General features: G+C 64.1%; 11 protein-coding genes and 1 tRNA gene. 10 read left to right on the top strand and 2 right to left on the bottom strand.

The window, feature by feature from the left end:
* Window positions 1–38 precede the first annotated feature (38 nt).
* Together ACSHT2_RS04915 and ACSHT2_RS04910 are read right to left on the bottom strand one after the other, a co-directional pair.
* Window positions 39–115, bottom strand: a tRNA-Asp gene (locus tag ACSHT2_RS04915).
* Between the two features lie 160 nt (window positions 116–275).
* Complete coding sequence (locus ACSHT2_RS04910) at window positions 276–479, bottom strand: hypothetical protein (protein WP_440640619.1); 204 nt, start codon at window positions 477–479, stop codon at window positions 276–278.
* A gap of 610 nt (window positions 480–1,089) precedes the next feature.
* Between ACSHT2_RS04910 and ACSHT2_RS04905 the strand changes: the two genes are divergently transcribed.
* The 10 genes from ACSHT2_RS04905 (at window position 1,090) to nuoG (ending at window position 12,013) form a co-directional block, all read left to right on the top strand.
* Window positions 1,090–3,300, top strand: a complete 2,211-nt coding sequence (locus tag ACSHT2_RS04905) for a TonB-dependent siderophore receptor (RefSeq protein WP_440640618.1) — start codon at window positions 1,090–1,092, stop codon at window positions 3,298–3,300.
* A 732-nt stretch (window positions 3,301–4,032) separates the two neighbouring features.
* Entirely contained in the window at window positions 4,033–4,398 is a 366-nt protein-coding gene (locus tag ACSHT2_RS04900; protein WP_008136158.1) for an NADH-quinone oxidoreductase subunit A, read from the top strand.
* Window positions 4,395–4,976, top strand: a complete 582-nt coding sequence (locus ACSHT2_RS04895; protein WP_440642768.1) for a NuoB/complex I 20 kDa subunit family protein — start codon at window positions 4,395–4,397, stop codon at window positions 4,974–4,976. The genes ACSHT2_RS04900 and ACSHT2_RS04895 overlap by 4 nt, the downstream gene beginning before the upstream one ends.
* An 11-nt stretch (window positions 4,977–4,987) precedes the next feature.
* Window positions 4,988–5,599 (top strand): NADH-quinone oxidoreductase subunit C, encoded by a 612-nt coding sequence (locus tag ACSHT2_RS04890; protein ID WP_440640617.1) that lies wholly within the window; start codon window positions 4,988–4,990, stop codon window positions 5,597–5,599.
* Between the two features lie 2 nt (window positions 5,600–5,601).
* On the top strand, window positions 5,602–6,798 hold the full coding sequence (locus tag ACSHT2_RS04885) for an NADH-quinone oxidoreductase subunit D (protein WP_440640616.1): 1,197 nt from the start codon (window positions 5,602–5,604) through the stop codon (window positions 6,796–6,798).
* Window positions 6,798–7,763, top strand: a complete 966-nt coding sequence (locus tag ACSHT2_RS04880; protein ID WP_440640615.1) for an FkbM family methyltransferase — start codon at window positions 6,798–6,800, stop codon at window positions 7,761–7,763. Before ACSHT2_RS04885 ends, ACSHT2_RS04880 begins: the two co-directional genes overlap by 1 nt.
* Before the next feature lie 10 nt (window positions 7,764–7,773).
* Window positions 7,774–8,385, top strand: coding sequence for an NADH-quinone oxidoreductase subunit NuoE (gene nuoE / locus ACSHT2_RS04875; protein WP_319337151.1), 612 nt, complete (start codon window positions 7,774–7,776; stop codon window positions 8,383–8,385).
* Window positions 8,385–8,591: a hypothetical protein gene (locus tag ACSHT2_RS04870; protein ID WP_194393700.1), complete on the top strand. Its 207-nt coding sequence runs from the start codon at window positions 8,385–8,387 to the stop codon at window positions 8,589–8,591. The genes nuoE and ACSHT2_RS04870 overlap by 1 nt, the downstream gene beginning before the upstream one ends.
* Before the next feature lie 15 nt (window positions 8,592–8,606).
* Window positions 8,607–9,932, top strand: a complete 1,326-nt coding sequence (gene nuoF, locus ACSHT2_RS04865) for an NADH-quinone oxidoreductase subunit NuoF (protein ID WP_440640614.1) — start codon at window positions 8,607–8,609, stop codon at window positions 9,930–9,932.
* Between the two features lie 5 nt (window positions 9,933–9,937).
* On the top strand, window positions 9,938–12,013 hold the full coding sequence (nuoG, locus tag ACSHT2_RS04860) for an NADH-quinone oxidoreductase subunit NuoG (RefSeq protein ID WP_440640613.1): 2,076 nt from the start codon (window positions 9,938–9,940) through the stop codon (window positions 12,011–12,013).

The following is a 12,013-nucleotide window of genomic DNA, read 5'->3' as shown; positions in this document are numbered from 1 at the left end:
GAGAAATTCGGGCTAAGGCTATGAAGGGGTTGCCAAAATGGCGCGAGAGACGGGGCTCGAACCCGCGACCTCCGGCGTGACAGGCCGGCGCTCTAACCAACTGAGCTACTCCCGCGTGGTTCGCTCGACGCGCGCGGAACGAGGGGGGACTTAAAGGGGGGACATGGTGAAGTCAAGGACGTTGCGCTCTGCCAGTCTGTCTCGGCTAAGCATTGCCCTGGAAAACGAAAAAGGCCGCCCGGAGGCGGCCATTGGTCAGCCCGGAAGAGGACTTATTAGCGAATCTCCGACCTCGCCGCACTCGTCACCGCCAGCGGCTTGCCGGCCTTGATCACAGGCGTCGACTGGGCCGTCTGGCTGTAGTCGGCATTGGTGCGGGCTGCGATCCCGAAGCCGGCCACGACGATGCCGGCCACCAGCGCCACCACCACGATTTTCAGGTGGGTCGCACGATCAGCAGAGTGAAAAGAGTGGTTCATCTGAGCCTCCCGACGGGCTTTGCCGCCGTCTATGGCTCTGTCTTAAGGGCGATCTGTTTCCGGATGGTTTCGCGGGTTCCGCAAAATGGTTTCATCTCCCCGCCTGGCCGGTTTCGTCCGGGGACGGAGCGGGCAGGCCGATGTCGGCCCGGACGAACAGCGGCGCCGAGGCCGTCGGTCAGGACAGGGACAGATCAGCCCCACGTTCGCAGATCCGTTGTCGCGCAAGGTGATCGTGAAATCCGAAATTCGAGGTTGCGGCGAGAGCCAGACCTCCTGATCGCGGTGGCCTCGGCGCAGCCGAGTTCCTTGCAGTGCTGCGACAGGTCGGTGAGCTCACGGCGATGGCCGCCGAGATGCTCGAGAGCGAGAAGAATGCGCGCTGATCTCGCTGCAACAACGGGAAATGTTGGAGCGCTTCTAAGAGTCTTTCTAAGAAGCTTTCAATTAGGGATTCCGCGCGCTCTCACATAAGCGTCATCGCAAGCGCATGCCGTTCCGGGGACAGGCGGCATGTTGCATCAAAACATGCAGCTTTTGGGGTGGCGCGTTGAACAGTCTTGGATCGCTGCGGTCGGCCGTGTTGGCGACCGCATCCGCTTGCATCTTGATGCCGCAGGCATCGCTCGCACAATCTTCCACGCAGAGTGGCGCGCAGAACCTGCCCTCGGTGACCGTCACCGCGCCGGAAGTGCGCCGCCGCGCGGCCGCAACTCCTCAGCGCCGTCTGCCGCGGGCGTCGGAACAGGTTGCCACTCGAAGCAGACCGCAGCAGCCGCAGCGCGATGTCGGCTTCGTCGAGACGCCGCGCGGCCCAGTGCACGGCTATGTCGCGAACCGCAGCTCGTCCGGCACCAAGACCAACACGCCGATCATGGAAACACCGCAGTCCGTGTCGGTGATCAGCGCCGAGCAGATCCGCGATCAGAAGCCGATGAAGCTCGACGAAACCCTGCGCTACACCGCCGGCGTGCGCGCCGGGACATTCGGCGCCGACACGCGCAACGACTGGTGGCTGATCCGCGGCTTCAAGTCCGACGACATCGGACTGTTTCTCGACGGCATGCAGCTGTTCTACACCTCCTATGCGAGCTGGCGGTTGCCGCCGTCCAACATGGAGCGCGTCGAGGTGCTGCGGGGTCCATCCGCCGTGCTTTACGGCGGATCGAGCCCGAGCGGCATCGTCAACGTCATCAGCAAGATGCCGCCGGCCGAACCGATCCGTTACATCGAGACCGGCGTCAACAATTTCGGCAACGCCTATGTCGGCTTCGATGTCGGTGGTCCCGTCGCAACGCAGCCCCAGGACGGCAAGCTGTTCTACCGCGTCGTCGGCGAGGTCAGGAACGGCGGGACGCAGGTCGACTTCACGCCTGACAACAACTACTTCATCGCACCGTCATTCACCTGGAAGCCTGATGCCGATACGACCTTCACGGTCCTCGCGTCGGCGTCGAAGACGGATACCCGGGGCATCAATTTCCTGCCTTACCAGGGCACGGTGACCAACGCGCCGTTCGGAAAGATTCCGACCAGCTTCTTCGTCGGCGATCCCAGTGTCGACAAGTTCACGCGCGAGCAGGAGATGCTCGGTTACCAGTTCGAGCGCAATCTCACCGACGATCTCACCTTCCGGCAGAATGCCAGATTTGCGCATATCGACCTGACCTATCGCGGTTACATCGGCAACGGCTGGGACAACATCAATACGGCGACGATGGGCCGCTATAACTGGTACGCGAAGAACACAGCGAACCAGGCCAATCTCGACAACCAGCTGGAGTATCGCTTCAACAGCGGCCCGATCAGGCACACGATGCTGTTTGGCGTCGATCTGAAGGGTTATCAGATCGACGACTATCAGGCCTTCAACTTCGGCACTGTTCCGTCGATCAATGTTTTCAATCCGGCCTATGGTATCAACATCCCGCTCGCGGGCGCACCGTTCCGCAACTACCAGATCACGCAGAAGCAGGCGGGCGCCTATCTTCAGGACCAGATGAAGCTCGGCAACTTCACGCTGGTGCTGAGCGGGCGCAATGACTGGGTCGAGACGACGCAGGTCGCCCGCGACACAGGCGCAACGCTCGCCAGCAACAACGACAGCCGCTTCAGCGGTCGCGCAGGCTTGATCTACAATTTCGACAACGGCATCGCGCCCTACGTCTCCTATGCCACCAGCTACAACCCGATCATCGGTCTCAATGCACAGAACCAGCTGTTCGTGCCGGAGACCGGCAAGCAGGCCGAAATCGGCGTGAAGGTCGCGCCGAAGGGATTTGACGGCCATTTCACCGCCTCGGTGTTCGATCTGAAGCGCCAGAATGTGCCGACCACCGATCCGGTGATCACCACGCTGCAGAACCAGACGGGCGAAGTGACGTCGCGCGGCATCGAGCTCGAAGCGGTGGCCAACGCCACGAAGGAGCTGAAGCTGATCGGCGCCTTCACGGCCTATCATCTCTTTACCAGCAAGGATCTCGATCCGGCGCTCGTCGGCAAGACGCCGACCAACACGCCTGAACTCCTGGTGTCGGGCTGGGCGGACTACACCTTCAGGGACGGGCCGCTCGCAGGGTTTGGCTTCGGCGGTGGCGTCCGCTATGTCGGCTCGTCCTGGGCCGACACCGCAAACACGCTCAAGGTTCCCGCGGTCGTGCTCGGCGATCTCGCGCTCCATTATGAATGGCAGAACTGGCGCACGGCGCTGAACGTGATCAACCTGACCGACAAGATCTATGTCGCGAGCTGCGCGTCGGCCTCGTCCTGCTTCTACGGCGACCGTCGGCGCATCACCGCCAGCGTCTCCTACAAGTGGTGAGCGAGGGCGCGACCTCGTACAGCCTGCGAGAGGTGGCCAGTCGATCGCGACCGTCCTTCTGCTCCGCCTCACCGGGCAACCACGGATCTTCCGCCAGGAGATCGATGAGCTCACGGGCCATGCCCCCCAGCCCGAAGCTCATCCGAGCGCGGCGCGAGCGACCAGCCAGCAAGTCGCCGCCGCCGCGCTCGCGGCCGGACCGGGATGGGGTGCGGTCCGACGCATTCGCCAGACGAGCCCCGGCCCCGTCGTGACGCATGGCTCTTCCGATCATTCGCAGCTGTGGATAGTGTCCTTGCAGCACCTGTCCTGATCGCGGCGCGCACCATCATTGGCTCCCTTGGCTGCGCTGCTCTGGGGGGCAGTCGGCAAAATATGCTGCTGCGGCGGCGGGAGGGGGCCCTGCGGCAGTCATTGCTGGGGTTTGAGCGGGCTGCCGCACCAAGAAAGCCGAGCATTTTGGTCGTCAGCGCATCGCGCATAGCTACCGCGGCCCGAGCGCCGCAATCTCAGAGCTGCTGACCTGGGAAACCGTGACTGCCCTTGCTGGGTCTGGCGATCTGCTCCATACCAGCCGCGGGGTGATTCCGGGATTTTCACCGTTCTGGGAGCGGCAAAGGGCCTGAAAAGAGCGTGTCTTGCGCCCATTGGTGCACTGCGCTAAGGCTCAGAATAATTCCAAATCGGACGAATCCGTGGCTGTCCCGAGGCTGCGGGAAAAAGGGCTCGTCAATGAGCGGCATTCTTCAGAACTATCTTCCACTCGTGGTCTTTATAGGGGTAGCGGGCCTCATTGGCCTGGTGCTGCTGATCGCGCCCTTCATCGTGGCGTTCCAGCAGCCGGACCCGGAAAAGCTGTCGGCGTATGAGTGCGGTTTCAACGCTTTCGACGATGCCCGCATGAAGTTCGACGTCCGCTTCTATCTGGTCGCCATCCTCTTCATCATCTTCGACCTCGAGGTGGCGTTCCTGTTTCCCTGGGCGGTGGCGTTCGGCAAGCTTGGCGCGACAGGCTTCTGGTCCATGGTGGTGTTCCTCGCCGTGCTGACGGTCGGGTTCGCCTATGAGTGGAAGAAGGGAGCACTGGAATGGGATTGAACCCTGCACCGTCCGCCGGTCCGGTAATCGCGCCGGCCCCGAAGGGCATCCTGGATCCGTCGACCGGCAGGCCGGTCGGGGCCAATGATCCGTTCTTCCTCGAGGTCAATTCCGAGCTGTCCGACAAGGGCTTCTTCGTGGCCGCGACCGACGATCTCATCACCTGGGCGCGCACCGGCTCCTTGATGTGGATGACCTTCGGCCTCGCCTGCTGCGCGGTCGAGATGATGCAGGTGTCGATGCCGCGCTACGACGTCGAGCGCTTCGGCTTCGCCCCGCGTGCCTCGCCGCGCCAGTCCGACGTGATGATCGTCGCGGGAACCCTGACCAACAAGATGGCGCCGGCGCTGCGCAAGGTCTACGACCAGATGCCTGAGCCGCGCTACGTCATCTCGATGGGCTCCTGCGCCAATGGCGGCGGCTACTATCACTATTCCTACTCGGTCGTGCGCGGCTGCGACCGCATCGTGCCGATCGACATCTACGTGCCGGGCTGCCCGCCCACGGCGGAAGCGCTGCTCTATGGCGTGCTGCTGCTGCAGAAGAAGATCCGGCGCACCGGCACCATCGAACGCTAAGGTTTTACGTCATGGACGACGCCAAGCTCGACGCCCTGGGGCAGACGATCGTTAGCGCGCTTCCGGGCGCCGCCACCGGTCATTCGGTGGCCTTCAACCAGCTCACGGTTGATATCGAGGCCGCCAAGATCGTCGAGGTGGTCAAGTACCTCCGCGACGATCCGAACTGCCGTTTCGTCAACATCACCGACATCACGGCGGTGGACTATCCCGATCGCGAAAAGCGTTTCGACGTGATCTATCACTTCCTGTCGCCGACGCTGAACACGCGGATCCGGCTCCGGGCCCAGGCCGACGAGACCACGCAGGTGCCATCCCTGATCGACGTATTCCCGGGTGCGGATTGGTTCGAACGCGAGGCCTACGACCTCTATGGCGTGTTCTTCGTCGGTCATCCCGACATGCGCCGCCTCCTCACCGATTACGGCTTCGAGGGGCATCCGCTGCGCAAGGATTTCCCGCTCACCGGTTTCGTCGAGGTCCGCTACGACGACCAGGAGAAGCGGGTGGTGTACGAGCCCGTGCGGCTCAACCAGGAATTCCGCAAGTTCGATTTCCTCTCGCCGTGGGAAGGGGCGGACTATCCGCTGCCCGGTGACGAGAAGGCGGGGCCGAAGGTCTGATCATGAACGAGCAACCCGAAACCCTCCGCAATTTCACCATCAACTTTGGTCCGCAGCATCCGGCCGCGCACGGTGTGTTGCGCCTGGTGCTGGAACTCGACGGCGAGATCGTGGCGCGCGTCGACCCGCATATCGGCCTGCTTCACCGCGGCACCGAAAAGCTGATCGAGCAGAAGACGTATCTCCAGGCGATCCCTTATTTCGACCGGCTCGACTACGTCGCGCCGATGAACCAGGAGCACGCCTTCTGCCTGGCTGCCGAAAAGCTGCTCGGCATCGAGGTGCCGCGCCGCGGCCAGCTGATCCGCGTGCTGTATTGCGAGATCGGCCGCATCCTGTCGCATCTGCTCAACGTCACCACGCAGGCGATGGACGTCGGCGCGCTGACCCCGCCGCTGTGGGGCTTCGAAGAGCGCGAGAAGCTGATGGTGTTCTACGAGCGCGCCTCGGGCAGCCGCATGCATGCGGCCTTCTTCCGCCTCGGCGGCGTGCATCAGGACCTGCCGCAGAAGCTCGTCGACGACATCGAGGCCTGGTGCGATCCGTTCCTGAAGGTGGTTGACGACCTCGATCGCCTGCTCACCGCCAACCGCATCTTCAAGCAGCGCAACGTCGATATCGGCGTGGTGCCGCTCAAGGAAGCCTGGGAGTGGGGCTTTTCGGGCGTGATGGTACGCGGCTCGGGCGCGGCCTGGGACCTGCGCAAGTCGCAGCCCTATGAGTGCTACGCCGAGATGGATTTCGACATTCCGATCGGCAAGAACGGCGACTGCTACGACCGCTATTTGATCCGCATGGAAGAGATGCGCCAGTCCGTGCGCATCATGAGGCAGTGCATCCAGAAGCTCAACGCGCCTGACGGCAAGGGCCCCGTCGTCGTCGAGGACAACAAGGTCGCTCCGCCGCGCCGCGGCGAGATGAAGCGCTCGATGGAAGCGCTGATCCACCACTTCAAGCTCTATACCGAAGGCGTCCACGTGCCGGCCGGCGAAGTCTACGCCGCGGTCGAAGCGCCCAAGGGCGAGTTCGGCGTCTATCTCGTCGCCGACGGCACCAACAAGCCCTACAAGTGCAAGATCCGCGCGCCGGGCTTTGCGCATCTCCAGGCCATGGATCACATCTGCCGCGGCCATCTGCTCGCCGACGTCTCGGCGATCCTCGGCTCTCTCGACATCGTGTTCGGAGAGGTCGATCGCTGATGGGGCAGCAGGCGCCAATCCAGTTCGACCGCGCCTCGGGGGCGCTTGAAGGGGCCAACCTGTGGGAGCGGACGGCTGCCCTGGCGCTGGTGACGGGATCGAAGATCTCCTCGCACTTCTCGCATATGGGCTACATCGCCTGCGCCAATCTGCTGCGCAAGACGCTGCCCGAGCGCAACATCGCGATCAGGCTCAATCCCGACGCCGTGTTCGAATTCCCTTACGGCGACGGCTACTGGAGCAAGCTGCTCAACCGCTCCTACAATTACGAGGACGAGCTCGAGCTGCTGTTCGCCGACTCCATCGACGTCGACTACACGCTGCTCGATTGTGGTGCCAATTACGGCTACTGGTCGGTGCTGGTGTCGAGCAGGCCGTTCGGTTCGCACAAGGCGATCGCGATCGAGCCATCCGGGCAGAACTATCCGAAGCTCGCCAACAACGCCCGCGTCAACGGCAACCGCTTCGAGACCATGAAATGCGCCATCGGCGCGGCCCGCGGCACCGCGCGGCTGTCCGGCACCAAGCACGAGGCCTTCAGCATTGCCGGCGATCCGTCGGTGGGTGGTGAAGACGTGTCCGTGATCGCGCTCGACAACCTCATCGACGACGGCAAGATCGCGCCCACCGGCAAATACCTGATCAAGCTCGACGTCGAGGGCGTCGAGATCGAGGCGATCAAGGGCGGCGCCCGGTTGCTCGAGGCCGACAGCGTCATCATGTGCGAGGAGCACGGCAGCGACCGCTCTCATGCCGTGTCGCGCTTCATCCTCGAACAGACCCCGCTGAAGCTGATCGTGTTCGATCCGCGCAGCAACCGGATGGAGACCGTGACCGAGCTGTCGATCCTCGACCGCATCAAGGTCTCGACCCACGTCGGCTACAACGTTTTCGGCACCGCAAGCGCATTCTGGCAGGACAGGATCGATGCCCTGAATGCTAAAACCGCGCGCCGTATGCAGTGAGAGATTAGAGATGTCCGTTCGCCGATTAGCACCGAAGGAAGTCCAGCCCGCGAGCTTTGCGTTCACGGAGGAGAACCTCGCATTCGCCAGGCAGCAGATCGCGAAGTACCCGGCCGGCCGCCAGGCCTCCGCCGTCATCGCCATCCTGTGGCGGGCGCAGGAGCAGAACGAGGGCTGGGTGTCGGAGGCTGCGATCCGCGTCATCGCCGACATGCTCGAGATGCCCTATATCCGCGTGCTGGAGGTCGCGACCTTCTACACGATGTTCCAGCTCGCCCCCGTCGGCAAGAAGGCCCATGTCCAGGTCTGCGGCACCACGCCGTGCCGCCTGCGCGGCGCCGAGGATCTGATCCACGTCTGCGAGCACCGCATCCATCACGAGCCCTTCCATCTCTCCAAGGACGGCAATTTCAGCTGGGAAGAGGTGGAGTGCCTGGGCGCCTGCGTGAATGCGCCGATGGTGCTGATCGGCAAAGATACTTATGAGGATCTGACCAAGGAAAGCTTCGGCAAGGTGCTCGACGGTTTTGCTTCGGGCAATCCGCCCAAGCCCGGTCCGCAGAACGGCCGCCAGTTCTCGGCGCCGATCACCGGGCCGACCACGCTGAAGGAGATCACCTGATGCGCGATCTCTCGTCGCCGGCAATGCAGGGGAGCGGTGCCATGAAGAAGTGGGGCTTCATCGCGATGCACGCCGTCGTGGCGGCCGCTTTCATCTTCCTGCTTCAGCGCTTCGGCCTGAACGCGTCGCTGGAATCCAGTCTGCTCTGGGCGCTGACGTTTGGCATCTGCGCCGCCGGACTTGCCTACAAGCAGTCCAATCGTTGATCGGAAAGCACTGATATGCTCGAGGACAAGGACCGCATCTTCAAGAACCTCTACGGCCTCCACGATTGGGGGCTCGAGGGCGCGCGGCGCCGCGGCGCCTGGGACGGCACGAAGAACATCATCGACAAGGGCCGCGACTGGATCATCAACGAGATGAAGGCCTCGGGGCTCCGCGGCCGCGGCGGCGCCGGCTTCCCGACCGGTCTGAAATGGTCGTTCATGCCGAAGGAATCGACCGACGGCCGGCCGAGCTATCTGGTCGTCAACGCCGACGAATCCGAGCCCGGCACCTGCAAGGATCGCGAGATCATGCGGCACGATCCGCATCTCCTGATCGAGGGCTGCCTGATCGCCAGCTGCGCGATGAACGCGCACGCCTGTTACATCTATGTCCGCGGCGAGTTCATCCGCGAGCGTGAGCACCTCCAGGCCGCGATCGACCAGGCCTACGAGGCCAAGCTGGTCGGCAAGGACAACGTCAACGGCTGGCCGTTCGACATCTACGTCGCCCACGGCGCCGGCGCCTATATCTGCGGCGAGGAAACCGCGCTGCTCGAAAGCCTCGAAGGCAAGAAGGGCCAGCCGCGGCTGAAGCCGCCGTTCCCGGCGAACGTTGGTCTGTTCGGCTGCCCGACCACCGTCAACAACGTCGAGTCGATCGCCGTTGCTCCGGATATCCTGCGCCGCGGCGCGGCGTGGTTCGCCGGCATCGGCCGCCCGAACAACGTCGGCACCAAGCTCTTCTGCATTTCCGGCCATGTCGAGCGGCCCTGCAACGTCGAAGAAGCCATGGGCATTCCGTTCCGTGAGCTGATCGAGAAGCATTGCGGCGGCATTCGCGGCGGCTGGGACAACCTCAAGGCTGTGATCCCCGGCGGCTCGTCGGTGCGCATGGTGCCGGCCGAGCAGATCATCGACACGCCGATGGATTTCGATTCCTTGAGCAAGCTGCGCTCGGGCCTCGGCACCGCGGCCGTGATCGTGATGGACAAGTCCACCGATTTGATCCGCGCCATTGCCCGCATCTCCTATTTCTACAAGCACGAGAGCTGCGGCCAGTGCACGCCGTGCCGCGAGGGCACCGGCTGGATGTGGCGGGTCCTGACCCGCATGGCCGAGGGCCGCGCCCACAAGCGCGAGATCGACATGCTGATGGAAGTGACCAAGCAGGTCGAAGGCCACACCATCTGCGCGCTCGGCGATGCAGCCGCATGGCCGATCCAGGGCCTGATCACGCATTTCCGTCACGAGATCGAAGCGCGCATCGACCAGTATTCGCACAAGGCCGACATCGACGATATCGGCGTCCGCGATCCCGTGAACATGGTCGCGGCGGAGTAAGAGACATGACCAAGCTCATCATCGACGGCAAAGAGATCGACGTCCCCGCCGAATACACGCTGCTCCAGGCGTGTGAGGCGGCCGGCGCCGAGATTCCGCGCTTCTGCTATCATGAGCGGCTGTCGATCGCCGGCAATTGCCGGATGTGCCTCGTCGAGGTGAAGGGCGGCCCGAAGCCGGTCGCGAGCTGCGCCTGGGGCGTGCGTGATTGCCGTCCGGGCCCCAAGGGCGAGCCGCCGGAGATCTCGACGCGTTCGCCGATGGTGAAGAAGGCGCGCGAAGGCGTGATGGAGTTCCTTCTCATCAACCATCCGCTGGACTGCCCGATCTGCGACCAGGGCGGCGAGTGCGACCTTCAGGACCAGGCGATGGGCTATGGTGTCGACACCAGCCGTTTCGCCGAGAACAAGCGTGCGGTCGAGGACAAATATCTCGGCGCGCTGGTCAAGACCTCGATGAACCGCTGCATCCAGTGCACGCGCTGCGTCCGCTTCTCGGCGGAAGTCGCCGGCGCGCCGGAGATGGGCGCCACCGGCCGCGGCGAGGACATGGAGATCACCACCTATCTCGAGCACGCGCTGACGTCGGAATTGCAGGGCAATCTCGTCGACATCTGCCCGGTCGGCGCGCTGACCTCGAAGCCCTATGCGTTCGCGGCACGCCCGTGGGAACTCGGCAAGACCCAGTCGATCGACGTCATGGACGGCCTGGGATCTGCGATCCGCGTCGATACGCGCGGCCGTGAGGTGATGCGTATCCTGCCGCGCATCAACGAGGCCGTGAACGAGGAGTGGATCTCCGACAAGACCCGCCACGTCGTCGATGGCCTTCGCACCCAGCGGCTCGACCGGCCCTATATCCGCGAGGCCGGCAAGCTGCGCGCGGCAACCTGGCCCGAGGCCTTTGCCGCAATTGCCGCCAAGGCGGCGCGCACCGACGGCAAGCGCATCGGCGCGATCGCGGGCGACCTCGCCGGTGTCGAGGAGATGTTCGCGCTGAAGGATCTGCTGGCCAAGTATGGCTCTGCCAATCTGGCGGTGCAGGGCGGCGATGCCTTCAATCCGGCGCTTGGCCGCGGCTCCTACATCTTCAATCCCACGCTCGCGGGCGTCGAGCAGGCCGACGCGCTGCTCGTCATCGGCGCCAATCCGCGCAAGGAGGCGGCCGTGTTCAACGCCCGCATCCGCAAGCGCTGGCGTGCCGGTGGTTTCAAGGTCGGCGTGATCGGCCCCAAGGCCGATCTCACCTACGACTATGACCATCTCGGCGCAGGCACCGAGACGCTCGCCGACCTCGCGGCCGGCAAGCACTCCTTCATGGACGTGCTGAAGAACGCCAAGAACCCGATCATCCTGGTCGGCGGGGGCGCCACCTCGCGTCACGACGGCGCGGCCATCCTTGCCGCCGCCGCCAAGCTCGCGCTCGACGTCGGCGCGGTGAAGGACGGCTGGAACGGTTTCGGCGTGCTGCACGAGACCGCCTCGCGCGTCGGTGCGCTCGATATCGGTTTCTCCGCCACGGGCGTCGGGCTCAACGCTGCGCAGATGACGACGTTCGGCACGCTCGACTTGCTGTTCCTGCTGGGGGCCGACGAGATCAAGGCGCCGGACGGCACCTTCGTCGTCTATATCGGCACCCATGGTGACCGCGGCGCGCATCGCGCCGATGTGATCCTGCCGGCGGCAGCCTACACCGAGAAGTCCGCGATCTACGTCAGCACCGAAGGCCGCGTGCAGATGACCGGCCGCGCCGCATTTCCGCCGGGCGAGGCCCGCGAGGACTGGGCGATCATCCGCGCGTTGTCCGAAGCGCTCGGCAAGAAGCTCGGCTACGACTCGCTCGCAGCGCTGCGCCAGGCGATCTTCAAGGCGGTGCCGCATCTGATCCGTCTCGGCCAGATCGAGGCCGGCTCTGCCGACCAGATCAACAAGCTTGCGGGGAAGGGCGGTTCGCCCGAAAAGGCGCCGTTCAAGCCGCTGGTCGAGGATTTCTACCTGACCAACCCAATCGCGCGTGCGTCCGCCGTCATGGCGGAATGTTCGCGCCTCGCCTCCGGGCACATGCTGACCGCAGCGGAGTGA

The sequence above is a fragment of the Bradyrhizobium sp. PUT101 genome (assembly GCF_052043945.1).
In the GTDB taxonomy this organism is placed as follows: Bacteria; Pseudomonadota; Alphaproteobacteria; order Rhizobiales; family Xanthobacteraceae; genus Bradyrhizobium.
This window is presented reverse-complemented; position numbering and strand designations above follow the sequence as displayed.

Bases quoted from the DNA above. Each gene is read 5' to 3' on its own strand.
- ACSHT2_RS04910 (WP_440640619.1), bottom strand. From the start codon at position 479: ATGAACCACTCTTTTCACTCTGCTGATCGTGCGACCCACCTGAAAATC.
- ACSHT2_RS04905 (WP_440640618.1), top strand. From the start codon at position 1,090: ATGCCGCAGGCATCGCTCGCACAATCTTCCACGCAGAGTGGCGCGCAG.
- ACSHT2_RS04900 (WP_008136158.1), top strand. From the start codon at position 4,033: ATGAGCGGCATTCTTCAGAACTATCTTCCACTCGTGGTCTTTATAGGG.
- ACSHT2_RS04890 (WP_440640617.1), top strand. From the start codon at position 4,988: ATGGACGACGCCAAGCTCGACGCCCTGGGGCAGACGATCGTTAGCGCG.
- ACSHT2_RS04885 (WP_440640616.1), top strand. From the start codon at position 5,602: ATGAACGAGCAACCCGAAACCCTCCGCAATTTCACCATCAACTTTGGT.
- ACSHT2_RS04880 (WP_440640615.1), top strand. From the start codon at position 6,798: ATGGGGCAGCAGGCGCCAATCCAGTTCGACCGCGCCTCGGGGGCGCTT.
- nuoE (WP_319337151.1), top strand. From the start codon at position 7,774: ATGTCCGTTCGCCGATTAGCACCGAAGGAAGTCCAGCCCGCGAGCTTT.
- ACSHT2_RS04870 (WP_194393700.1), top strand. From the start codon at position 8,385: ATGCGCGATCTCTCGTCGCCGGCAATGCAGGGGAGCGGTGCCATGAAG.
- nuoF (WP_440640614.1), top strand. From the start codon at position 8,607: ATGCTCGAGGACAAGGACCGCATCTTCAAGAACCTCTACGGCCTCCAC.
- nuoG (WP_440640613.1), top strand. From the start codon at position 9,938: ATGACCAAGCTCATCATCGACGGCAAAGAGATCGACGTCCCCGCCGAA.